The following is a 21,979-nucleotide window of genomic DNA, read 5'->3' as shown; positions in this document are numbered from 1 at the left end:
TCCGGGCCGGCCGGGCCGGCCGGGCACGGTCGGGCGAGCGGGGAGAAGGGGTGCCCCCGGGGTCGGCCCGACGTCGACAGCGCACGTGGCGGTGGACGGGATGCGGACGCCCGCAGGCACAGGGGACCACGGCGACGGCGGTGGTCCCGGGGCTCGGCAGGGGCGTCAGTTGCGCATGACCGGACGGTATCCGACCCGCCCGCCGACCCGCACCCGAATTACCGGCCACCGTCGACGGCCCGCCGGGCCCGGCCGATCCGTGCGCCGCGACCGGAGGTGGCGACACGCGGACGCACCTGCGGGTGGTGCCGGCGCGACCACCTGGTGACACCGTCTCGGTCTCCCCGCCGGGTCCGCGACCGGCCGCGATACCGTCTGCATCAGCAGGCCGACTGGAAGGTGGCGGAACGGATGACTGAACAGGCGACGGCGCAGATCGGCGTGACCGGGCTGGCGGTGATGGGCCGGAACCTGGCCCGCAACCTCGCCCGGAACGGGTTCACGGTGGCGGTGCACAACCGGTCCCCGGAGCGGACCCGCAAGCTGGTGGCCGAGCACGGCGACGAGGGCACGTTCGTCCCCGCCGAGTCCCTGGCCGACTTCGTGGCCGCACTGGAGCGGCCACGCGCGGTCATCATCATGGTCAAGGCCGGCGCGCCCACCGACGCGGTCATCGACGAGCTGATCCCCCTGCTGGAGGCGGGCGACATCGTCATCGACTGCGGCAACGCGCACTTCGCCGACACCCGCCGCCGGGAGGAGGCGCTGCGCACCCACGGGCTGCACTTCGTCGGCACCGGGGTCTCCGGTGGCGAGGAGGGCGCGCTGCTCGGCCCGAGCATCATGCCCGGCGGCTCCGCCGAGTCGTACGCCAAGCTCGGCCCGATCTTCGAGAAGATCGCCGCCCAGGTGGAGGGCACCCCGTGCTGCGTCCACGTCGGGCCGGACGGCGCCGGGCACTTCGTGAAGATGGTGCACAACGGCATCGAGTACGCCGACATGCAGCTCATCGCGGAGGCGTACGACCTGCTGCGGGCCGGCCTGGACGCGACGCCCGCCGAGATCGCGGAGATCTTCCGCGAGTGGAACACCGGTGAGCTGGAGTCCTTCCTCATCGAGATCACCGCGGACGTGCTGGCGCACACCGACGCCGACACCGGCAAGCCCTTCGTCGACGTGGTACAGGACCGGGCCGAGCAGAAAGGCACCGGCCGGTGGACGGTGCAGAGCGCGCTCGACCTCGGCATCCCGATCACCGGCATCGCCGAGGCGACCTTCGCCCGGTCGCTGTCCGGGCACGCCGGCCAACGCGAGGCGGCCCGCCGGGCGTTCCCGGACGCGGGCGAGAAGTGGCAGGTCAGTGACCGGGAGGCGTTCGTCGAGGACGTCCGCCGGGCGCTGCTCGCCTCGAAGATCGTCGCGTACGCGCAGGGCTTCGACCACATCCGGGCCGGCAGCAGCGAGTACGACTGGAACATCGACCTGGGCAGCACCGCCACCATCTGGCGGGGCGGCTGCATCATCCGGGCCCGCTTCCTGGACCGGATCAAGCAGGCGTACGACCAGCAGCCGGACCTGCCGAGCCTGCTGGTGGCGCCGTACTTCGCCGAGGCGGTGGCGGCCGGTGTGCCGAGCTGGCGACGGGTGGTGGCCGACGCGGCCCGGGCCGGCGTCCCGGCGCCCGCCTTCGGCTCGTCGCTGTCCTACTTCGACGCGCTGCGGGCGGACCGGCTGCCGGCCGCGCTGATCCAGGGCCTGCGGGACAACTTCGGGGCGCACACCTACCAGCGGGTGGACCGCGAGGGCAGCTTCCACACCCTCTGGGCCGCCGGCCGCGCCGAGGTCGCCGGCTGACGGTCGCCACGGGCCGGCGGTGACCGCCGGCCCTCGGCACGGCTCGACACGACGGGGCCGTCCGCTCCGACGCGGTGAGCGTCGGAGCGGACGGCCCCGTGCCGTACCCGGTGTCCCCGCGCGGGTGCCACCCCGGTCACCCCGCCGGGGCGGCACCCGCACATCCCTCGATCCCCTCGTTCCGTCGGCCGACGGTCACCAGAACCGGCGGCGCCTGGCCCGCTGCGGGCGCAACATGTCGGCGCCCCTGGTCAGCAGCCGGCTCACCCCGGTCGGGCCGCGCCGGGCCTCCAGGGTGTGGCTGAGTCGGCGGGCACCGGCCGCCGCCAGCGGCACCGCCACGGCCATCACCGCGTACTGGCCGATCCGCTTGCGCATCATCTCGGTTCACCTCCGTCAGTCGCTCCTGACCTGGTGATACCCAACCGGGTCCGCCGGTAAGCCTCCGGCCGCCGGAGCCGTTGACCGGGCCTCCGGCCGCCTGAGCCGGGTGACCGGGCCTCAGACCGGCGGGGCGACCGGGTTGGGCAGCGCGCCGCCGAAGCGGCGGTCCCGCTGGGCGTACAGCTCGCAGGCGTACCAGAGGTGCCGGCGGTCGAAGTCCGGCCAGAGGGTGTCCAGGTAGACCATCTCCGCGTAGGCGGTCTGCCAGAGCAGGAAGTTGGAGATCCGCTGCTCCCCGGAGGGGCGCAGGAAGAGGTCCACCTCGGGCACCTCGGGGTGGTACAGGTACTTCGCCACGGTCTTCTCGGTGACCTTCGCCGGGTCCAGCCGGCCGGCGGCGGCCTCGGCGGCGATCCGGGCGGCGGCGTCGGCGATCTCCGCCTGCCCGCCGTAGTTGACGCAGAACTGGAGGGTCAGGGTGCTGTTGTCCCTCGACATCTCCTCGGCGGTCTGCAACTCGGAGATGACGCTCTTCCACAGCCGCCCGGCCCGCCCCGACCAGACCACCCGGACGCCCAGCTCGACGAGCTGGTCCCGGCGGCGACGGATGACGTCCCGGTTGAAGCCCATCAGGAACCGGACCTCGTCCGGCGAGCGCCGCCAGTTCTCGGTGGAGAACGCGTACGCCGACAGGTACGGGATGCCCAGCTCGATGGCGCCCTCGACGGTGTCGAAGAGGCTGTACTCGCCCTGCTCGTGACCCTTGGTGCGGGGCAGGCCACGCTCCTTGGCCCAGCGGCCGTTGCCGTCCATCACGATGGCCACGTGCTTCGGCAGTGCCCCGGCCGGCAGCGCCGGGGGCCGGGCACCGGACGGGTGCGGGGTCGGCGGCACCGGCTCGCGCCGGCCGGTCCTCGTCGATCGGATCACTCGGTCATCTCCCTGGTCATGCCCTCCGCGCCGGCCCCGACGCCGGGCGGCGGGACCGGGTCGGCCACACCACCGCGCGGGGCCGGGGCCGGGCCGGTCGCCGAGGTGCCCCGGTCGACCAGCGGCAGCGAGCGTAACGCGCGCTCCAGGTGCCACTGCAGGTGCGCCGCGACCAGGCCGCTGCACTCCCGGCGTACCCCGGTCTCGGTGGCGTCGGCGATCCGCCAGTCACCGGTGGTCAGCGCGGACATCAGGTCGACGGTGGCCGGGGCCGGGTGGGCCGCGCCGGGTGGCCGGCAGTCCGGGCAGACGCTCCCCCCGGCGGGCACCGAGAACGCTCGGTGCCGGCCGGGCGTGCCGCAGACGGCGCAGGCGGTCAGCGCCGGGGCCCAGCCGGCGAGGCTCATCGCCCGCAGCAGGTACGCGTCGAGCACCAGGGTGGTGGCGTGCTCCCCCACCGCCAGCGCACGCAGCGCGCCGAGGGTGAGCTGGAACAGCCGCAGCGACGGCTCCCGCTCGACCGGGGTGAGCCGTTCGGCGGTCTCGGCGATCGCGCTGGCCGCCGTGTACCGGGGGTAGTCGCCGAGGAACCGCTTGCCGTACAGGTCGATCCCCTCGACCTGGCTGACGCTGTGCAGGGAGCTGCCCTGCTCGCCCTTCGGGTCACCGGCCAGTTGCAGGTCGATGTGCCCGAACGGCTCCAGCCGAGCGCCGAACTTGCTGGTGGTGCGGCGGACCCCCCGGGCGACCGCGCGCAGCCGGCCGTGCCGACGGGTCAGCAGGGTGATGATCCGGTCGGACTCGCCGAGTTTCTGCACACGCAGCACCACCGCGTCGTCGCGGTAGAGCTGTCGACGGTACCCGGCCATCAGGGCATTCTCCCCCGTACCCCCGGGCCGCCGGTCACCGGGCGGGGCTCTGGACGGTCTCCTCCTCGTCGTCGTCCGCGACCCGGGCCCCCGGGACCGGCGCCCGGCGTCGCGCCGGCCCGTCCGCCCCGGCTTCCGCCGGCCGCCAGGCCGACCCGGCGGCCCCGGAACGACCCGGCGGGTCGACGCCCCCGGGGTGACCCGGCGCGGCCGGCGGCCCGCCGGCCGGGGCCGGGCGCCGCCCGCCGGGCAGCATCTCCGGTGGGCGTCCGGCGGCCACGTCCTCCACCCAGCCGACCAGCATCGTCACCAGCCCGACCAGGGCGAAGACCAGGAACACCCGGATGGCCAGGCCCACCGGGTCCTGGTGGGACCAGCCGACGACGTCGACCAGCGGGGTGAGCGCGACCACGAACGGCATGTGCCAGAGGTAGACGGTGAGCGCCCGCCGGTTCAGCACCGTCACCGCGCGGCCGAACACCGCGTTGCGGTCCACCCAGGCCGCCCCGGCCGGCGCGCGGCCCAGCGCCACCAGGATGAACGCCGCCGACCAGAGCGCGTTGCCCAGTGGGATGTCGTTGAGGTCGTACCCCCGGTTGCCGGGGTGGGTGAGGACCCACGCCGCACCGGTGCCCCCGACGACCAGCACGGTCGGGACCAGCACCCGGTTGGTGAGCCGGCGCAGCAGTCCATCGTGGTGGGCGAAGCCCAGCAGCCAGGCTCCGAAGTAGAGCCCGAACTCGCGCAGCACCAGGGACGGGTCGGCGAGCACCCCCACCTGGATCGCCAGCAGCAGCAGGTACGGGGCGAGGAGCGTGGGCAGCGGCGCGCGGCGGAACAGCCAGAGCGCGATCGGGGAGGCCAGCACGAACCAGAGGTAGTCCCGCAGGTACCAGATCACGCTCAGCGCGAGCGCACCCCAGTGGTTGGCCGGCGGGTCGGCGACCGGGAAGAGCCAGAGCACCACCCGCCAGGTCGGTTCCAGGCCGGTGAAGAGCATGGCGGGTACGAAGATCAGCGCCACCACCCACAGCGACGGCAGCAACCGGCGCAGCCGGCGGACCACCGCCGACGGGCCGGTCCGGGTCAGCGAGGCCGCCATCAGCGAGCCGGCGAGGGCGAACATGACCGACATCGCCGGGAAGATCAGGGTCAGGCTCGCCCACCCGGTGACGTGATACACCACCACACGGATGATGGCCAGGAATCGGAGCAGGTCCAGGTATCTGTTTCGCATCAGCCTGTGTCTATCTCCGGGGGAGGCGGGGAACGACAGTCCCCTACCCTCCGCCCTCGTCCCGGCAAACCGGCCGCGACCCGACGAATCGTGAGACATCCCATAGTCGAAGACCACCGGCCGGGCCACGACGGTGACCTACGGACATCGTCCGACCACCGAAAGTGACGCCGGGATGCCGCTCAGAAGCCCAGCTTGCGGAGCTGCTTCGGGTCCCGCTGCCAGTCCTTCGCCACCCGGACGTGCAGGTCGAGATAGACCCGGGTACCGAGCAGCTCCTCGATCTGCCGGCGGGCGGTGGTGCCCACCTCCTTGAGGCGGCTGGCCCGGTGACCGATCACGATCGCCTTCTGGCTGGACCGCTCCACGTACACGTCGGCGTAGATCTTCATGAGCTGGCCCTCGGGGATCATCTCCTCGACGACCACCGCGATGGAGTGCGGCAGCTCGTCGCGGACCCCCTCCAGGGCGGCCTCCCGGATCAGCTCGGCGACCAGCACCTGCTCCGGGTCGTCGGTGAGCATGTCGTCCGGATAGAGCTGCGGCGACGGGGGGAGGTAACCGGTCATCACGTCGACCAGGGTGTCCACCTGGTGCCCGGAGACCGCGCTGACCGGCACCACGGCCGCGAACTCGCCCAGCTCGCTGACCGCCAGCAACTGCTCGGCCAGCCGCTTCTTGTCGACCAGGTCGGTCTTGGTCACCACCGCCAGCACGGTCGCCTTCAGCGCCGCCAGCTCACCACTGATGAACCGGTCGCCGCGCCCCACCGGCTCGTCCGCCGGGATGCACAGGCCGATCACGTCCACCTCGCTCCAGGTGGTGCGGACCAGGTCGTTGAGGCGCTCGCCGAGCAGCGTCCGGGGACGGTGCAGACCGGGCGTGTCGACCAGGACGAGCTGTGAGTCCGGCCGGTGCAGCACGGCCCGGATGACGTGCCGGGTGGTCTGCGGCTTGTTCGAGGTGATCGCGATCTTCTGGCCGACGATCGCGTTGGTCAGGGTGGACTTGCCCGCGTTCGGCCGCCCCACGAAGCAGGCGAACCCGGCCCGGTACGGCCGCTGCGCCGTCGCGTCGCTCATGCCGCACCCCGCCCGGTCGGCCGGTCGCCCCGCCCGGTCACCCGGTCACCGTGCCGAGCAGCGAGCCGTCCGGGGCGGCCACGTGGATCGGGGCGTCGGTGGCGAGGTCACGGACCGCCGCGTGCCCGGCGCCGTCCAGGGTCGAGGCCTCGGTCACCACCACCGCCGCCTCCAGCCGGGTCGCACCGGCGGCGACCGCCGAGGCGACGGCGAGCTGGAGGGCGGTGACGGTCAGCGAGGGCAGCGAGACGCTCGCCGCCGCGTACGTCCGGCCGTCCTGGTCCCGGACCGCCGCGCCCTCGACCGCGCCCACCCGGCCCCGCGCGCCCCGGGCCAGCACGACCAGCTTGGCGTCCTCGGCGCCCAGTTCGGCCGCTTCGGCCGGGGTGGGTCGGCTGGCGGGTACGGCGGAAGACTCAGGCATCAGCGGGTTGCCTCTCCTCGGATCGGTTCTCGTTGTCCCGGGGCTCGGCCTGCGCGCCCTGCCCCGACTCGTCCTGCGTACCGGTCGACGCGACCCGGCTGACCAGCAGGGTGTCGATCCGGTTCCGCCGGCCCGTGGTGCCCTCGGCGACCAGCCGGAGCCCGGCCACCTCGGCCTCGGCACCGGGGATCGGAACCCGGCCCAGGGCCTGGGCCAGCAGGCCACCCACCGTCTCCACCTCGTCGGTGGGCAGTTCGGTGTCGAACAGCTCGCCGAGATCCTCGACCGGGAGCCGGGCGGTGACCCGGACCGACCCGTCGTCGAGGTGCTCGACCGGCGGACGTTCGACATCGTACTCGTCGGTGATCTCCCCGACGATCTCCTCCAGGATGTCCTCGATGGTGACCAGCCCACCGGTGCCGCCGTACTCGTCGACGACGATCACCAGGTGGTTGCGGGCGGCCTGCATCTCCGACAGCAGGTCGTCGACCGGCTTGGACTCCGGCACGAAGGTCGCCGGGCGCATCAGCTCGGAGACCCGGCAGCGCAGGTCCTCGGGGGCGCCACCCTGGGTGCGCCGGACCAGGTCCTTGAGGTAGAGCACGCCGAGCACGTCGTCCACGTTCTCGCCGATCACCGGGATCCGGGAGAAACCGGAGCGCAGGAAGAGCGCCAGCGCCTGGGAGAGCGTCTTGCCCTGCTCGATCCAGACCATCTCGGTGCGCGGCACCATCACCTCGCGGGCGATCGTGTCGCCGAGCGCGAAGACCGACTGGATCATCTGCCGCTCGCCGTGCTCGACCACCCCGCGCTGCTCGGCCAGGTCGACCATCTCCCGCAGTTCGAGCTGGGTGGCGAACGGCCCCTCGCGGAAGCCGCGCCCCGGGGTCACCGCGTTGCCGATCAGGATCAGCAGCGAGGCGAGCGGGTTCAGCACCCGCCCCAGCCAGCGGACCAGCGGCGCCGCCGCGCGACCCACCGGGTACGCGTGCTGCCGGCCGAGGGTACGCGGGCCGACGCCCACCACCACGAAGCTGACCACGGTCATCGCCCCGGCGGTGATCAGCGCCGCCCGCCAGCCGGCCCCGAAGGTGTCCACCGCGACCAGCGCCACCAGCGTGGTCGCGGTCAGCTCGGCGAGCAGCCGGAGCAGGAGCAGCAGGTTGAGGTGCCGGACCACGTCACCGGCGACCACCTGGAGGGTCCGCGCGCCGCGCGCCCCGTCGCGGGCCAGCTCGGCGGCGCGGGCCGGGGAGACCGCGGTCAGCGCCGCCTCGGTCATCGCGATCAGGCCGGCGAGCACCACCAGACCCGCCGCGAAGAAGATCAGTTGCAGGTCGGGCAGGCCGGCGGCGGTCGCTGCCGCGAGGGTCGGGGTGTCCATCACCGGGACCGGGTCGACCGCCAGCTCGACAGCAGCCGGGCCTGGAGGGCGAACATCTCCCGCTCCTCCTCCGGCTCGGCGTGGTCGTAGCCGAGCAGGTGCAACACCCCGTGCACGGTGAGCAGGTGCAGCTCGTCGGCGGGGGTGTGGCCGGCGGTCGCCGCCTGCTTGGCCGCCACCTCCGGGCAGAGCACGATGTCACCGAGCAGCGCCGGCTCGCCGCCGGGGCCGTTGGCCTCCCCCGGGCCGTGGTCGACGCTCCCCTCGTCCATCGGGAACGCCAGCACGTCGGTCGGCCCGTCGCCGCCCATCCAGCGGTGGTTCAGCTCGGACATGTACTCGATGTCGATCAACAGCACGGAGAGCTCGGCGAGGGGGTTGACCCCCATCTCGTCGAGGGCGTGCCGGGCGACGGCGAGGACGGCGTCGGTGTCGACCTCGGCGCCGGACTCGTTCGCGATCTCGATGGACAACTGACTCTCCTGCTCTAGCGACGCCGGCCGGCCCGGCCACCCTGGGCGGCCCGACCGGGCACCGCGCGCACGTTCTGTGCCTGCTCGTTCTCCTGCTCGGCGTCCCAGCGGGCGTAGGCGTCCACGATCTCACCGACCAGCCGGTGCCGTACCACGTCGGCGCTGGACAACTGGGCGAAGTGCACGTCCTCCACGCCCTCCAGGATCTCCCGGACGACCCGCAGCCCGCTCTTCGTCCCACCGGGCAGGTCGACCTGGGTGACGTCACCGGTGACCACGATCTTGGAACCGAAGCCGAGCCGGGTGAGGAACATCTTCATCTGCTCGGGCGTGGTGTTCTGCGCCTCGTCCAGGATGATGAACGCATCGTTCAACGTCCTGCCGCGCATGTATGCCAGCGGGGCGACCTCGATGGTGCCGGCGGCCATCAGCTTCGGGATCGACTCGGGGTCGAGCATGTCGTGCAGCGCGTCGTAGAGCGGCCGCAGGTACGGGTCGATCTTCTCGTTGAGCGTGCCGGGCAGGAACCCCAGCCGCTCGCCGGCCTCGACCGCCGGGCGGGTCAGGATGATCCGGTTGACCTGCTTGGCCTGGAGCGCCTGGACGGCCTTCGCCATGGCCAGGTAGGTCTTGCCGGTGCCGGCGGGGCCGATGCCGAAGACGATCGTGTGCGCGTCGATGGCGTCGACGTAGCGCTTCTGCCCGAGGGTCTTGGGACGGATGGTGCGACCGCGCCGGGAGAGGATGTTGAGCGTCAGGACCTCGGCGGGCCGCTCGGCGGTGCCCTGCTCGAGCATGCCGACGGTACGCCGGACGGCGTCAGTGGTCAGGGTCTCGCCTTTCTCGATGAGTTCGAGCAGCTCACCGAAGAGCCGCTCGGCGAGGGCGTTGTCCGCCGGCGAACCGGTGATGGTGATCTCGTTGCCGCGTACGTGCACGTCGCTGACGACCGAACGCTCGACGAGCCGCAGGATCTCGTCCCGCGCGCCGAGCAGGTTGACCATGATCTTGGAGTCGGGAACCGTGATCCTGGTCTGCACCCGGGGCGGGCCGGGAGGTGGGGTGCCGGTCATAGGTCGGGCCGAGGGGCCCTGCGCCACCTGCTCTCGATCTCTGCGCCAGCCCTGCTGACGCGCGGCGTACGAACGTTGCTTCCATGGTATCGGGTCCGCCGGGACCGCACCTCGCCCATTTCGGCCGGGTGCGGCCCCGGCCGGGACCCGCCGCCCCCGGCGGCCGACCCGGCCGAGACGGCGGGAGCGGGTTCAGTCCCCGGCGCGGAAGTCGTACCGGTCGAAGGCCTCCTGGCCCCGGGTGAAGCGGTACGTGGCCCAGTGCATCCGGACCACCGCGCCCCGCTCGTCCCGGGTCAGCCGGAGCAGCTCCCCGACCTCCCGGCCGGAGACCGTCCGGAACACGTCCGGGCGCTGCGGCACCGGCTCGAAGACGGCCGGCGGCTTCCCGGCCGGGTCGTCCGCGCCCCGGGCCCGCAGGGTGCCGTCGTGCCAGGAGAAGACGTACTCGAAGCCCTCCCCCCACCAGCGGCCGAGCAGGCCGCGCAGGTGCGGTGGCGCGGGCGGGCCGGGTCGCCACGGCTCGACGTCGGCCGGGTCGTCCTCGACCGCGGCGGCGAGCAGCCGGTGCGGCAGGTCCAGCAGCTCGGCGGCGGTACCGGAGGAGCCCAGCACCGCGCACCCCATCGCGGCCGGGGTGCCGTCGCCGCCCCGGCGGCCGTACACCCCGGCCAGGAAGCCGGGCATCGCCCCGTCGTGCCCGACGTGCACCACCCGGTCCGGCTGCGGCACCAGGATCAGCCCGAGCCCGAACCCGGCCGCCCAGTGGGCCTCGTCGGTGGTGGTCACCGGCCAGCGCATCTCGTCGAGGGTGGCCGGGGCCAGCACCGCGCCGGTCGGGTCGACCGTGGCCGGGTCGGCGAGGAACGCCGCCCAGCGGGCCATGTCGGCGGCGGTGCTCCAGAGCTGCGCCGCCGGGGCGAGCGCGCCGAGGTCGGTCGGGGGCTCCGGGTGCGCCTCGTCGGAGTACGCGTCGACCAGGTACCCGGTGGCCGCCGTCGGCCCCGGCTGCGGTCCGGTGGCGGTCAACCCGAGCGGCGTCAGCACCCGCTCCGCGAGCACCTCGTCCCAGGTGCCGCCGCGCAGCCGGGCGACCAGCTCACCGAGGACGGCCAACCCCAGGTTCGAGTAGTGGAACCGGCGGGCCGGGGGCAGCACCCGCTCGGCGCGGGCCAGGTCGGCGACGAGCCCCGCGACGTCCGGCGTCCGCAGCGTGTCCCAGACGTCGCCGAACGGCTCGCGTTGCAGGCCGGCGGTGTGCGACAGCAGCCGGCGGACGGTCGCCCCGCCGTGCGCGGGCAGGTCCAGGTGGCGGCCCACCCGGTCGTCGAGGTCGAGCAGGCCGTCGTCGCGGCACTGGAGCACCAGGACGGCGGTGAACGTCTTGGTCACCGAGCCGATCCGGAACCGGGTCGCCGGGCCGAGCCCCACACCGTCCCCCGGGTCGCCGACCGTGCAGCTCCACGCCGGGCGGTCCGCCCGGTGCAGCGCCGCCGCCACCGCCGGCACCCGGGCCCGCGCCTGCACCTGCCGGACCAGCCGCGCCAGGCGGTCGTTCGACGCCGTCACCGTGCGTACCCCGCCGCTCAGCGGGCCAGCATCGGGCCGAGCGGGGCGCCGCCGAGCAGGTGCGCGTGGACGTGGAAGACCTCCTGGCCGCCGTACGCCCCGGTGTTGAACATCAGCCGGAAGCCGTCGCCGAGCAGCCCCTCCTCCTCGGCCACCGTGGCGGCCGTGGCCAGCACCTCGCCGGCCAGCGCCGGGTCACCCTGCCCGAGCGTCGCCACGTCGGCGTAGTGCTCCTTCGGGATGACCAGCACGTGCACCGGCGCCTTGGGCGTGATGTCGCGGAAGGCCAGGGTCTTGTCGGTCTCCCGGACGATGGTGGCGGGGATCTCGCCGGCCACGATCCGGCAGAACAGGCAGTCGCTCTCCATCCGGGCATGCTAAGCGGTCCGCCCGGCCCGCCGTACGCCTCCCGGGCGTCGCCACCACGGGGGCGGTCCGACCTGGTCGCGGACGCGCCGGCATGATGTCGGCGTGACTTCACGAGCGGTACTGGTGACGGGGGCGTCGCGCGGCATCGGCCGGGCGGTGGCCGAGGTGTTCGCGGCCGGGGGCGACCGGGTGGCGGTGCACCACCGCGACTCGGCCGACCTCGCCGAGCGGCTCCGCGCCGAGCTGCCCGGCGACGGGCACGTGGTGGTGCAGGCCGACCTGGCCGACCCGGACGCGGTCCGGGCGATGGTGGACCGGGCCGCCGACCTGCTCGGTGGGCTCGACGTCCTGGTCAACAACGCCGGGGTGTTCGGCCCGGCCGACCCGCCGCACCCGGTCTTCGAGACCGGCTACGACCAGTGGCGGCAGCGGTGGCGCGAGATCGTCGACACCAACCTGCTCGGCGCGGCCAACGCGGCCTGGTGCGCCGCCCAGCACATGCGCGACCGGGGCGGGCGGATCGTCAACGTCTCCTCCCGGGGCGCCTTCCGGGGCGAGCCGACCAACCCGGCGTACGGGGCGAGCAAGGCGGGGCTGAACAGCATGGGCCAGTCCCTGGCGGTGGCGCTGGCCCCGTACGGGATCGCGGTGGCCACGGTCGCGCCCGGGTTCGTGGCCACCGACATGACCAACGAGCACCTGAAGGCGCCGCGCGGCGCGGCGGTGCGGGCGCAGAGCCCGTTCAACCGGGTGGCCGAGCCGGCCGAGATCGCCGCCGCCGTGCACTGGCTGGCCTCTCCGGCGGCGCAGTGGGCCTCCGGCACCATCGTCGACCTCAACGGCGCCTCCTACCTCCGCTCCTGAGCTGCAAGGAAGGGCCCCCTGTTAACGCTTCCGGTAGAGGAAGGGCCCCTTCTTAACACCTCTCCGACCGAGGCAGCGCGGAGTGCCGGAGCGGCCGCGCAGCATCGCGCCGGGCAGGATGGCTGGCGCCGTCACGGGGTAAGGAAGACCGACATGGCCGACACCCCGCTGCTGGACCTCGCCGACGACTACCGGGTGGCCGACGGCCACGACGACGACCCCGTCCTGCTCCGCCCCGACGGCAGCCCGGTGGACACCTGGCGCGAGGACTACCCGTACGACCACCGGATGGAGCGCGACGAGTACGACCGGCAGAAGCGGCTGCTCCAGATCGAACTGCTCAAACTCCAGGATTGGATCAAGGAGTCCGGCGAGCGTTTGGTGATCATGTTCGAGGGCCGGGACGCGGCCGGCAAGGGCGGCACGATCAAGCGCTTCATGGAACACCTGAACCCGCGCGGGGCGAAGGTGGTGGCGTTGACGAAGCCGAACGAGCGGGAGTCCACCCAGTGGTACTTCCAGCGGTGGATCAACCACCTGCCGGCGGCCGGGGAGATCGTGCTCTTCGACCGGTCCTGGTACAACCGGGCCGGGGTGGAACGGGTGATGGGGTTCTGCACCCGCAAGGAGTACCTGGAGTTCCTCCGCCAGGCCCCCGAGCTGGAACGGATGCTGACCCGCTCGGGCATCCGGCTGGTCAAGTTCTGGTTCTCGGTGTCGCGCAACGAGCAGCGCACCCGGTTCGCCGTCCGGCAGGTCGACCCGGTACGGCAGTGGAAGCTGTCGCCGATGGACATCGCCTCACTCGACAGGTGGGACGAGTACACCGAGGCCAAGGAGGCGATGTTCTTCTACACCGACACGGCGGACGCGCCGTGGACCGTGGTGAAGAGCAACGACAAGAAGCGCGCCCGGCTGGAGGCCATGCGCCACGTGCTCAACCGCTTCGGGTACGCCGACGCCGACCGCGAGGTGGTCGGGACGCCGGACCCGCTGATCGTCGGGCCGGCCGGGCTGGACCTGCGCCCCGACGACCAGCCGGTGCACATCTTCCCCCGGCTGTGAGCGAGCCGCCCGAAGGCGTTAAGAAGGGGCCCCTGCTCTACCGGATGCGTTAACAGGGGGCCCTTCCTTACACACTCACCAGCGGGCGAGGCGGGTGGCGAGGACGGCGAGCGCGGCCACCCCGGCGGTGGAGGTACGCAGCACCGTCGGGCCGAGCCGGACCGGGCGGGCACCGGCCTCGGTGAAGGTCGCCACCTCCGCCTCGCTGACGCCGCCCTCCGGGCCGACCACCAGGACGATCTCCCCGGCCGTCGGCAGCTCGACGGTACTCAGCCGCTCCCGCGCCCCCTCGTGCAGCACGAACGCGGCGGCGGCCCCGGCGAGCCGGCGGGCCACGGTCGGGGTCGGCTCGTCCGGTGCGCCGGCCACCACCGGCAGCCACGCCCGCCGGGCCTGCTTGGCCGCCTCCCGGGCGGTGGCCGTCCACTTCTGCCGGGCCCGTACGCCCCGGTCACCGCGCCACTGCACGACCGAGCGGGACGCCGCCCAGGGCACGATCTCGTCCACCCCGACCTCGGTCATCGCCTGCACGGCCAGTTCGCCCCGGTCGCCCTTGGCGATGCCCTGCACCACCACCAGCCGGGGGACGGACGCGTCGACGTACCCCCGGGAGGTGACCTCGATCTCCAGGTTGCCCCGGCCGACGGCGGTGACCACGGCGGCGGCGGTGCCGCCCCGGCCGTCGGCGAGGAGCAGTTCCTCGCCGACCCGCAGGCGTTGCACGGTGGCCGCGTGGTGGCCCTCCGGGCCGTCGAGGGTGAGCTGGTCCCCGGTCGGCAGCGACTCGACCAGGAACAGCGGCGCCGACACCTCAGGCGTGCCCGTTGAAGGCGTCCCGCATCCGGGAGAAGAAGCCGCCCTGCTTGCTCAACTCGGCGACCTCCTCGCCCCGGGTCTTGGCGAAGTCGCGCAGCATCCGCTCCTGGTCGGCGTCGAGCTTGGTCGGGGTCCGCACGTCCAGGTGGACGTAGAGGTCACCCCGGCCGGTGCCGCGCAGGTGCGGTACGCCCCGGGCGCGCAGCCGCAGCGTGCTGCCCGGCTGGGTGCCGGGCTTGACGTCGACGGACTCCTCGCTGTCCAGCGTCTTGATGGTCAGCCGGGTGCCCAGCGCGGCGGCGGTCATCGGCACGGTGACCCGGCAGTGCAGGTCGTCGCCCTTGCGCGAGTAGACGTCGTGCGGGCGCTCGTGGATCTCGACGTACAGGTCGCCGGGGGTGCCGCCGCCCGGGCCCACCTCGCCCTGCTGGGCCAGCCGGATCCGCATCCCGTCCTCCACCCCGGCGGGGATCTTGACGGTCAGCGAGCGGCGGGTCCGGACCCGGCCGTCACCGGCGCAGGTCGGGCAGGGGTGCGGGATCGTGGTGCCGTACCCCTGGCAGACCGTGCAGGGCCGGGCGGAGACCACCTGGCCGAGGAAGGTGCGCTGCACCGACTGCACCTCGCCCCGCCCCTGGCACGCCTCGCAGGTGGCCAGGTGGGTGCCGGCGGCGGTGCCCGCCCCGGAACAGGTGGTGCAGAGCACGGCGGTGTCGACGGTGATCGGCGCCTCCACCCCGAACGCCGTCTCGTTCAGGTCCAGCTCCAGCCGCAGGATCGCGTCGGCCCCGGGGCGGGTCCGTGGACGGGGCCCCCGGGTGGCACCGGCGGCACCACCGAAGAACGCGTCCATGATGTCCTGGAAGCCGGCGAACGGCCCCGCACCCGGCCCGCCCGGACCGGCCGCCCCGCCACCGGGGGCCAGCGGGTCCCCGCCCAGGTCGACGATCTGCCGTTTCCGGTCGTCCGAGAGGACCTCGTACGCGGCGTTGATGTCCTTGAACTTCTCCTGGGCCTCCGGGTCCGGATTCACGTCCGGATGGAACTGCCGCGCCAGCTTGCGGTAGGCGCGCTTGATCTCGTCATCGGAGGCTTCCCGGCTCACGCCGAGAATGCCATAGTAGTCCCTGGCCACTGCGTCCCGTGTCCTCATGTTCGTCTCGCTCTGCGCCGGTCGTCGGCCCGACTGATCAGTTCTGGGCCAGCAGCTCGCCCACGTAGCGTGCCACGGCTCGCACCGTGGCGATGGTGCCGGGGTAGTCCATCCGGGTCGGCCCCAGCACACCCAGGCCACCCACGATGGTGGCACCCGGGCCGTAGCCGGTGCTGACCACCGACGCGGCCCGGAGGTTGTCGATCTCGTTCTCGTCGCCGATCAGCACCCGGGTCGTGCTCGGCTCGGCCTCGCCGATCAGCTTGAGCAGCACGACCTCCTCCTCCAGCGCCTCCAGGATCGGCCGCAGCGAACCCTGGAAGTCGAGCAGGCCGCCCCGGGTCAGGTTGGCGGTGCCGGCCAGCGCGATCCGCTCCTCGTGCCGTTCGACAAGCGTCTCCAGCAGCACGGTGGAGAGCGTGGTCATGGCCGGCCGCACCTGCGCCGGGGCCTCCTCCACCAGCGCCTGCACCAGCGGTGGGGTCTCCGACAGCCGGGTACCGACGAGCTTCTCGTTCATCAGCCGACGCAGGTCGGTGACGTCGTCGGCGCAGATCGGGGCGGGCAGCTCGACCAGCCGCTGCTCGACCCGACCGGTGTCGGCGATCATGACCAGCATCAGCCGGGTGGTGGAGATCGGCACCAGCTCCAGGTGGCGGACCGAGGACCGGGCCAGGCTGGGGTACTGCACCACGGCCACCTGCCGGGTGAGTTGGGCCAGCAGCCGGACCGTGCGGTGCACCACGTCGTCGAGGTCGACCGCCCCCACCAGGAACCGCTCGATGGCCCGGCGCTCGGCCGGGCTGAGCGGCTTCACCCGGGACAGCCGGTCGACGAAGAGGCGGTAGCCCCGGTCGGTGGGCACCCGGCCGGCGCTGGTGTGCGGCTGCCGGATGTAGCCCTCCTCCTCCAGCACCGCCATGTCGTTGCGGACCGTCGCCGGGGAGACCCCGAGCTGGTGCCGCTCGACCAGCGCCTTGCTGCCGACCGGCTCCTGGGTGGCGACGTAGTCCTCGACGATCGCGCGCAGCACGGCGAGTTTGCGGTCGTCGAGACCCATCTCCCCACCTCCTGTCGCACGTCGGCCACGCCGCACCCGCCCGTGGGCCGGCACGGCCGGACCGACCCGCCCCGGCCGTGCCGGCCGGGGTCGAGGCCGCGCCCTGGCACTCGACTGTAGCGAGTGCCAGTCTACGTCGGCTGCCCCCACCGGCGCGATGATCAGTGACGGACCACGCGCACGTCGATGTCTGCGAGTGACGACGGCCGATCGTGCCGGCCGATCGAGCCGGTGTCGCTCTGGTGCCGCCTTGCCGGCTGCACCTACCGTGACCTCCATGACTGAACCGCCTCGCCCACCCGGATCGGGCGACCCCGGCATCCCGCCGGACCCGACCTCGCCGCTGCCCCCCGCCGGCCCGTCCGGCTACGAACCGCCCACGGCCCCACTGTCCGGGACGCCCACCCCGGGCGGCTACCCCCCACCCGGTGGATATCCGCCACCGGAGCAGCCGGTGTCGGGCGGGGCCCACCCCCCGTCGGACGCTCCCCCGCCCGGCAACTATCCCCCGGCCGGTGGATATCCCCCGCCGGGCGTCGGGTACCCGACCGGCGGCGGCTACGGCGCGGCTCCGGACGGCGGCCAGTACGGCGCGGGACCGGGCGGCGGCGGATACGGCGGCGGGCCGTACGGGCCGCCTCCGCCGGGGTACCCCACCGCCGACGACAAGACCTGGGCGCTCGTCTCCCACTTCGGCGGGGCGCTCGGCGTGATCGTCGGCGGCGGCCTGCTGGGCTGGGTGGCGCCGCTGATCGCGCTGACGGTCAAGGGGCCGCAGTCGCCCACCGCGCGGGCACACGCGGTCGCCGCGCTCAACTTCCAGCTCACCTGGGTGATCGCGCTCGCCGCCAGCATCGTGCTGGGCATCATCACCTGCGGCCTCCTGGCCTTCGTGCCGTTCCTCGTCGGCCTGGTCCCGTTGATCTTCGGCATCGTCGGTGGTGTCAAGGCCAACGAGGGCGTGCTGTACCGCTACCCGATGACGTACCACTTCGTGAAGTGAGCCGGCCGCCGGGCGGGCTCAGGGCAGCAGGTCGCGGACCACGGCGTCGGCGAGCAGCCGGCCCCGGAGGGTGAGCACGGCCCAGCCGTCGGCGTACCGGGCCGGATCGAGCAGCCCGGCGGCCAGGGCCTGCTCGGCACCGGCCCGCCCCGGCTCGTCGAGCACCGCCAGCGGCAGCCCCTCGGCGAGCCGGAGCCGCAGCATCACGTCCTCCATGTGCGCCTCGGCGGCGGTGAGCACCTCCCGGGCCTGCCCCGGGGACCGTCCCTGCGCCAGCCTGCCCGCGTACGCCGTGGGGTGTTTGACGTTCCACCAGCGCACCCCACCGACGTGGCTGTGCGCCCCCGGGCCGAGGCCCCACCAGTCCCCGCCGGTCCAGTAGAGCAGGTTGTGCCGGCACCGGGCGGCCGGCGTCCGCGCCCAGTTGGAGACCTCGTACCAGGAGAAGCCGGCCGCGCCGAGGGCGGCCTCCGCGGCCAGGTAACGGTCCGCCGCGACGTCGTCGGAGGGGTACGGCAACTCGCCCCGGCGCATCCGCGCGGCCAGCCGGGTGCCGTCCTCCACGATCAGGGCGTACGCGCTGACGTGGTCGACCCCGGCGGCGATCACCTCGTCGAGGCTGGCGGCGAAGTCCTCCGCGCGCTCCCCCGGGGTGCCGTAGATCAGGTCCAGGTTGACGTGGTCGAACCCGGCGTCGCGGGCCTCCCGGGCGGCGGCGGTGGCCCGGCCGGCGCTGTGCCGCCGGTCGAGGATCGCCAGCACCCCGGGCGCGGCGGACTGCATGCCCAGCGAGATGCGGGTGTAGCCGGCGGCGCGCAGGGTCTTCAACGACTCCGGGGTCACCGACTCCGGGTTCGCCTCGGTGGTCACCTCCGCGTCGGCCGCCAGCCCCCAGGTGCGGTCGATCGCGTCCAGGATCCGGGCCAGGTCGTCGGCGGGGAGCAGGGTCGGGGTGCCGCCGCCGACGAAGACGGTCGACACCCGGGGCGGCGGGGTGTCGCCGAGCACCCGCCCGGCGAGCGCCAGCTCGGCCAGGACGGTGTCGGCGTACTCCTCCCGGCTGGCCCCGCCGCCCAGCTCGGCGGCGGTGTACGTGTTGAAGTCGCAGTAGCCGCAGCGACTGGCGCAGAACGGGACGTGGAGGTAGACGCCGAAGCCCCGCGCGCCGACGGCGGCGGTGGCGGATTCGGGCAGCGAACCGTCGACGGGGACGGTCTCACCTTCTGGGAGGAGGCCGGGCACAGCCACTAGTGTGCCCGCATGACCTCTCCCGACCCCCTGGTGCGGGTCACCACGTCCCGTGGGGTGACCACCCTCACCCTGGACAGCCCGCACAACCGCAACGCCCTCTCCACGCCGCTGATGACCCAGTTGCTGGCCGGGCTGGCCGCCGCCGTCGCCGACGACGCCGTCCGGGTCGTCGTGCTCGACCACACCGGCCCGGTCTTCTGCTCCGGCGCCGACCTGAAGGAGACCGCCGCCGCGTACGCCAGCGGGACCGTGCCGGCCGGGATGCTCGGCGACGTGCTGGCCGCCGTCCGGGAGTGCCCCAAGCCGGTGCTGGCCCGGGTCGCCGGGCCGGCCCGGGCCGGCGGCCTGGGCCTGATCGCGGCGGCCGACCTGGCGGTCTGCGCCGAGGGGGCCACCTTCGCCTTCACCGAGGTCCGGATCGGGGTGATCCCGGCGGTGATCTCGGCGACCGTGCTGCCCCGGCTGCTCCCCCGGGCCGCCGCCGAGCTGTACCTGACCGGGGACACCTTCGACGGCCGGCGGGCCGCCGGGATCGGCCTGGTCACCACCGCCGTGCCGGCGGCGGAGCTGGACGCGACGGTGGCCCGGTACTGCGCCTCGTTGGTCCGGGGCGCCCCCGGGGCGCTGGCCGGGGCGAAGGAGCTGCTGCGCCGGCCGGCCGCCACCGACCTGCGGGACGAGATCGCCGCGCTGGCCGCCCTGTCCACCGGCTACTTCCTCTCCGCCGAGGGGCGTGAGGGCGTGCAGGCGTTCCGGGAGAAGCGGGACGCGAGCTGGGCACCCGCCCCGGCCGACCCCCCGGCGTAGCCCGGACCGGCCACGGCCCGGGCCGACCGGGGCCGGGCTGCCGACCGGTGGTCCCCCGCCCGGCCGTTTCACCGGACCGGGCGGGGGAACGCCGGTCGCCGACCGCCGACTGTCGCGGACACGCGGCGGAACGTGACGATCCGGGCGGACGGGCTGATCAGCGCCACCCGAGACGTACTCTTGTCGGAGCGTCGAACAGGGGGTGTGGGTGCGCACACGGGCAGCCGTCGCAAGCGGTGTCGTTCTCGCGGTCGTCGCCGTTCTCGGGATCTGGGTGGTCGCCCGACAGGTCGGGCAGTTCCAGGTCACCTTCGCCAGCCGGGGCTGCACGGTCCAGGCGGACGGTCGGGTCGGCCTCGACTCGCACCAGATGGCCAACGCGGCCACCATCGCCGCGATCGGCATCCAGCGCGGCATGCCCGAGCAGGCCGTGGTGGTCGCCCTGGCCACCGCGTACCAGGAGTCGAGCCTGCGCAACCTGGCCGGCGGCGACCGGGACTCGGTGGGGTTGTTCCAGCAGCGCCCCAGCCAGGGCTGGGGCACGCCGGCCCAGATCCGCGACCCCCGGTACGCGGCCAAGCGCTTCTACGCCGCGCTGAAGAAGGTCAGGGGCTGGGAGGAGATGCGGGTCACCGACGCCGCGCAGGCGGTCCAGCGGTCGGCCTTCCCCGAGGCGTACGAGAAGTGGGCGGACGACTCGCAGGTGCTCACCCGCGCCCTGCTCGGCCAGGCGACCGGCGCGGTGGCCTGCACGATCGGCACCGAGCCGGCGATGCGCGGGGACGCCGCCACGGCGGAACTGACCCGGGCGCTGACCCTGGACTGGGGACTGCCCGGCGCGGAGTCGCCGGCCGACCTGACCGGGCTCGTGGTGCCCGCCGCCAAGAAGCGCGACGGCTGGCGGTACGCGCACTGGCTCGTCGCGCACGCCCGGGACCACGGGGTCAAGCGGGTCAGCTTCGGTGGCCTGGAGTGGACCTCGAAGCAGGGGAGCTGGGGCAGGGCCGCCGACGGCGGCTCGGAGTCCCGGGTGGTCGCCGAGGTGTTCGGCGACCTCTGACCCGCCGATCCGGGCGATCACCATCGGAACCGCACGAAACGCACAATCGCCCACATCCGGCAAGCAGCCGGATAGCGCGGCATACCACCGCGCCGCGAGCACTCGCCGGAGTCGACCCATCGCCCCTGGTCAACGGCGGTGCGGATCCGGGACCTGTGGCCCTTCCCCCGCCCCGGCGACCGCGCGTTACCATCGGCGACCTGTGCCAGAAATGGTTCCACCTCATGGGGAGGGGTACGACGCGGTGTTCGATTACGAGGGCCGGACCGGTTACGAACCGATCAGCGACACCGACCGCAAGGAGTTCCACGAGCAGGGCTTCATGCTCCTGCGGAACGTGCTGACGGAGGACCACCGGGCCGCCCTGGAGGAAGCCGTCGACCGCGTCTACGCGGAGGAGAAGGCCAAGGGCAACACCACCAAGGACGGCACCCTGCACCTGCTGGGCTTCCTGGAGCGTGACGAGCTCTTCGGTGAGCTGCTCACCCACCCGATCGCCTTCCCGTACATGTGGGGGCTGGCCGGCTGGAACATCTACACCCACCACAACCACCTGGACGTCACCCCGCCGGCCGCCGAGCCGGAGAAGCCGTACTGGGGCTGGCACCAGGACGGGTACCGGCAGAACTCCGACCCGGAGACGATGGACCCGAACCTGCCCCGGCCGATGTTCTCGCTGAAGGTCGCGTACGTCCTGTCCGACCTCTCGGAGACCGGGCGCGGCGCCACCAAGGTCATCCCGGGCAGCCACCTGTGGAACTCCCTGCCCCGGCCGGACGACCTGACGGTGCACAACCCGGACCCGGAGGGCACGGTGGAGATCACCGCCAACCCGGGTGACGCGTTCATCTTCGACCGCCGCCAGTGGCACTCCCGGTCGACGAACCTGTCCACCATCACCCGCAAGATGCTCTTCGTCGGGTACACGTACCGGTGGATCCGCCCGCTGGACGAGCTGCACATCGACAAGGACGGCGAGTGGTGGGCCAACCGCTCGCCGGTGCAGCGCCAGCTCTGCGGCGAGGGTACGCACACCGCCAACTACTGGGGCATCAACTGGAACGGGTACATCGACGACGAGATCCCGCTGCGCAAGGAGCTCAAGGAGCGCGGTCTGCTCGACCGCAGCGTCCCCTGGCTCCGCTGAGCTGAAAGGAGGGGCCCCCTGTTAACGCTTCCGGTATAGCAGGGGCCCCTTCTTAACACCCGCCGCCGGCGCTCGCCCGGCAGCCGGCGGGCAGCCCGCCCGGCG

22 protein-coding genes are annotated in these 21,979 nt (G+C 73.6%); 7 read left to right on the top strand and 15 right to left on the bottom strand.

Translation table 11 applies throughout. The features are described 5' to 3' along the window. Positions 1–411: 411 nt before the first annotated feature. A complete protein-coding gene (gene gndA, locus ACQUFX_RS00350; protein WP_428964027.1) occupies positions 412–1,854 on the top strand; it encodes an NADP-dependent phosphogluconate dehydrogenase in 1,443 nt (480 codons plus the stop codon). Between the two features lie 195 nt (positions 1,855–2,049). Here the strand turns inward: gndA and ACQUFX_RS00345 are convergent, their stop codons facing one another. The 11 genes from ACQUFX_RS00345 to ACQUFX_RS00295 form a co-directional block, all read right to left on the bottom strand. Then, on the bottom strand, positions 2,050–2,235 hold the full coding sequence (locus ACQUFX_RS00345) for a hypothetical protein (RefSeq protein WP_067359709.1): 186 nt from the start codon (positions 2,233–2,235) through the stop codon (positions 2,050–2,052). Positions 2,236–2,355: 120 nt separating this feature from the next. After that, complete coding sequence (locus tag ACQUFX_RS00340; protein ID WP_428966811.1) at positions 2,356–3,132, bottom strand: isoprenyl transferase; 777 nt, start codon at positions 3,130–3,132, stop codon at positions 2,356–2,358. A gap of 32 nt (positions 3,133–3,164) precedes the next feature. Further along, on the bottom strand, positions 3,165–4,037 hold the full coding sequence (gene recO, locus ACQUFX_RS00335) for a DNA repair protein RecO (protein ID WP_428964026.1): 873 nt from the start codon (positions 4,035–4,037) through the stop codon (positions 3,165–3,167). A 34-nt stretch (positions 4,038–4,071) separates the two neighbouring features. Further along, positions 4,072–5,274 carry an acyltransferase family protein gene (locus tag ACQUFX_RS00330; protein WP_428964025.1) on the bottom strand — a complete coding sequence of 401 codons (1,203 nt, stop codon included), beginning with the start codon at positions 5,272–5,274 and terminating at the stop codon, positions 4,072–4,074. 182 nt (positions 5,275–5,456) lie between these two features. After that, a complete protein-coding gene (era, locus tag ACQUFX_RS00325) occupies positions 5,457–6,356 on the bottom strand; it encodes a GTPase Era (RefSeq protein WP_067359713.1) in 900 nt (299 codons plus the stop codon). 37 nt (positions 6,357–6,393) lie between these two features. Continuing rightward, positions 6,394–6,780: a cytidine deaminase gene (locus tag ACQUFX_RS00320; protein ID WP_428964024.1), complete on the bottom strand. Its 387-nt coding sequence runs from the start codon at positions 6,778–6,780 to the stop codon at positions 6,394–6,396. Continuing rightward, positions 6,773–8,188: a hemolysin family protein gene (locus ACQUFX_RS00315; protein ID WP_428966810.1), complete on the bottom strand. Its 1,416-nt coding sequence runs from the start codon at positions 8,186–8,188 to the stop codon at positions 6,773–6,775. Before ACQUFX_RS00315 ends, ACQUFX_RS00320 begins: the two co-directional genes overlap by 8 nt. Next, positions 8,164–8,637: an rRNA maturation RNase YbeY gene (gene ybeY / locus ACQUFX_RS00310; RefSeq protein ID WP_067359716.1), complete on the bottom strand. Its 474-nt coding sequence runs from the start codon at positions 8,635–8,637 to the stop codon at positions 8,164–8,166. The genes ACQUFX_RS00315 and ybeY overlap by 25 nt, the downstream gene beginning before the upstream one ends. Positions 8,638–8,651: 14 nt before the next feature. Next, complete coding sequence (locus tag ACQUFX_RS00305; RefSeq protein ID WP_428964023.1) at positions 8,652–9,710, bottom strand: PhoH family protein; 1,059 nt, start codon at positions 9,708–9,710, stop codon at positions 8,652–8,654. A gap of 192 nt (positions 9,711–9,902) precedes the next feature. After that, a complete protein-coding gene (locus tag ACQUFX_RS00300) occupies positions 9,903–11,279 on the bottom strand; it encodes a serine hydrolase domain-containing protein (RefSeq protein ID WP_428964022.1) in 1,377 nt (458 codons plus the stop codon). Between the two features lie 17 nt (positions 11,280–11,296). Beyond that, positions 11,297–11,647, bottom strand: coding sequence for a histidine triad nucleotide-binding protein (locus ACQUFX_RS00295; RefSeq protein WP_067359719.1), 351 nt, complete (start codon positions 11,645–11,647; stop codon positions 11,297–11,299). A 103-nt stretch (positions 11,648–11,750) separates the two neighbouring features. Here ACQUFX_RS00295 and ACQUFX_RS00290 point away from each other — a divergent pair, with 103 nt between their 5' ends. Together ACQUFX_RS00290 and ppk2 are read left to right on the top strand one after the other, a co-directional pair. Further along, positions 11,751–12,512, top strand: a complete 762-nt coding sequence (locus ACQUFX_RS00290; RefSeq protein ID WP_428964021.1) for an SDR family NAD(P)-dependent oxidoreductase — start codon at positions 11,751–11,753, stop codon at positions 12,510–12,512. A gap of 153 nt (positions 12,513–12,665) precedes the next feature. Continuing rightward, a complete protein-coding gene (gene ppk2, locus ACQUFX_RS00285; protein WP_428964020.1) occupies positions 12,666–13,577 on the top strand; it encodes a polyphosphate kinase 2 in 912 nt (303 codons plus the stop codon). A gap of 75 nt (positions 13,578–13,652) precedes the next feature. Here ppk2 and ACQUFX_RS00280 read toward each other — a convergent pair whose 3' ends face one another. From ACQUFX_RS00280 to hrcA, 3 genes are read right to left on the bottom strand one after another with little or no spacing between them, the layout of a single operon-like run. Further along, positions 13,653–14,387, bottom strand: coding sequence for a 16S rRNA (uracil(1498)-N(3))-methyltransferase (locus ACQUFX_RS00280; protein WP_428964019.1), 735 nt, complete (start codon positions 14,385–14,387; stop codon positions 13,653–13,655). Position 14,388: 1 nt separating this feature from the next. After that, the gene (gene dnaJ / locus ACQUFX_RS00275; protein ID WP_428966809.1) at positions 14,389–15,528 is read right to left on the bottom strand and encodes a molecular chaperone DnaJ; all 1,140 of its coding nucleotides are present in this window, start codon (positions 15,526–15,528) and stop codon (positions 14,389–14,391) included. Between the two features lie 55 nt (positions 15,529–15,583). Then, the gene (gene hrcA, locus ACQUFX_RS00270; RefSeq protein WP_067359724.1) at positions 15,584–16,606 is read right to left on the bottom strand and encodes a heat-inducible transcriptional repressor HrcA; all 1,023 of its coding nucleotides are present in this window, start codon (positions 16,604–16,606) and stop codon (positions 15,584–15,586) included. 277 nt (positions 16,607–16,883) lie between these two features. Here hrcA and ACQUFX_RS00265 point away from each other — a divergent pair, with 277 nt between their 5' ends. Beyond that, positions 16,884–17,609: a DUF4870 domain-containing protein gene (locus tag ACQUFX_RS00265; RefSeq protein WP_428964018.1), complete on the top strand. Its 726-nt coding sequence runs from the start codon at positions 16,884–16,886 to the stop codon at positions 17,607–17,609. Positions 17,610–17,627: 18 nt separating this feature from the next. On the opposite strand, the gene hemW is transcribed toward ACQUFX_RS00265, so the two are convergent. Beyond that, positions 17,628–18,857: a radical SAM family heme chaperone HemW gene (gene hemW / locus ACQUFX_RS00260; RefSeq protein WP_428964017.1), complete on the bottom strand. Its 1,230-nt coding sequence runs from the start codon at positions 18,855–18,857 to the stop codon at positions 17,628–17,630. Between the two features lie 12 nt (positions 18,858–18,869). Between hemW and ACQUFX_RS00255 the strand changes: the two genes are divergently transcribed. The 3 genes from ACQUFX_RS00255 to ACQUFX_RS00245 all read left to right on the top strand — a co-directional run bounded on the left by ACQUFX_RS00255 (position 18,870) and on the right by ACQUFX_RS00245 (position 21,874). Further along, complete coding sequence (locus tag ACQUFX_RS00255) at positions 18,870–19,667, top strand: enoyl-CoA hydratase-related protein (RefSeq protein ID WP_428964016.1); 798 nt, start codon at positions 18,870–18,872, stop codon at positions 19,665–19,667. A 202-nt stretch (positions 19,668–19,869) separates the two neighbouring features. Next, positions 19,870–20,727, top strand: a complete 858-nt coding sequence (locus ACQUFX_RS00250; RefSeq protein WP_428964015.1) for a hypothetical protein — start codon at positions 19,870–19,872, stop codon at positions 20,725–20,727. A gap of 244 nt (positions 20,728–20,971) precedes the next feature. Continuing rightward, the gene (locus tag ACQUFX_RS00245; RefSeq protein WP_428964014.1) at positions 20,972–21,874 is read left to right on the top strand and encodes a phytanoyl-CoA dioxygenase family protein; all 903 of its coding nucleotides are present in this window, start codon (positions 20,972–20,974) and stop codon (positions 21,872–21,874) included. The last annotated feature ends 105 nt before the right edge of the window (positions 21,875–21,979 follow it).

The sequence above is a fragment of the Micromonospora fluostatini genome (genome assembly GCF_050410825.1).
GTDB lineage: Bacteria > Actinomycetota > Actinomycetes > Mycobacteriales > Micromonosporaceae > Micromonospora > Micromonospora rosaria.
The sequence above is the reverse complement of the archived record's forward strand: the minus strand, read 5'-3'. Positions and strand labels throughout refer to the sequence as shown.

Bases quoted from the DNA above. Each gene is read 5' to 3' on its own strand.
- ACQUFX_RS00255 (WP_428964016.1), top strand. From the start codon at position 18,870: ATGACCTCTCCCGACCCCCTGGTGCGGGTCACCACGTCCCGTGGGGTG.
- hrcA (WP_067359724.1), bottom strand. From the start codon at position 16,606: ATGGGTCTCGACGACCGCAAACTCGCCGTGCTGCGCGCGATCGTCGAG.
- recO (WP_428964026.1), bottom strand. From the start codon at position 4,037: ATGGCCGGGTACCGTCGACAGCTCTACCGCGACGACGCGGTGGTGCTG.
- ppk2 (WP_428964020.1), top strand. From the start codon at position 12,666: ATGGCCGACACCCCGCTGCTGGACCTCGCCGACGACTACCGGGTGGCC.
- ACQUFX_RS00320 (WP_428964024.1), bottom strand. From the start codon at position 6,780: ATGCCTGAGTCTTCCGCCGTACCCGCCAGCCGACCCACCCCGGCCGAA.
- ACQUFX_RS00295 (WP_067359719.1), bottom strand. From the start codon at position 11,647: ATGGAGAGCGACTGCCTGTTCTGCCGGATCGTGGCCGGCGAGATCCCC.
- era (WP_067359713.1), bottom strand. From the start codon at position 6,356: ATGAGCGACGCGACGGCGCAGCGGCCGTACCGGGCCGGGTTCGCCTGC.
- gndA (WP_428964027.1), top strand. From the start codon at position 412: ATGACTGAACAGGCGACGGCGCAGATCGGCGTGACCGGGCTGGCGGTG.
- ACQUFX_RS00345 (WP_067359709.1), bottom strand. From the start codon at position 2,235: ATGATGCGCAAGCGGATCGGCCAGTACGCGGTGATGGCCGTGGCGGTG.
- ACQUFX_RS00265 (WP_428964018.1), top strand. From the start codon at position 16,884: ATGACTGAACCGCCTCGCCCACCCGGATCGGGCGACCCCGGCATCCCG.
- ACQUFX_RS00330 (WP_428964025.1), bottom strand. From the start codon at position 5,274: ATGCGAAACAGATACCTGGACCTGCTCCGATTCCTGGCCATCATCCGT.
- ACQUFX_RS00305 (WP_428964023.1), bottom strand. From the start codon at position 9,710: ATGACCGGCACCCCACCTCCCGGCCCGCCCCGGGTGCAGACCAGGATC.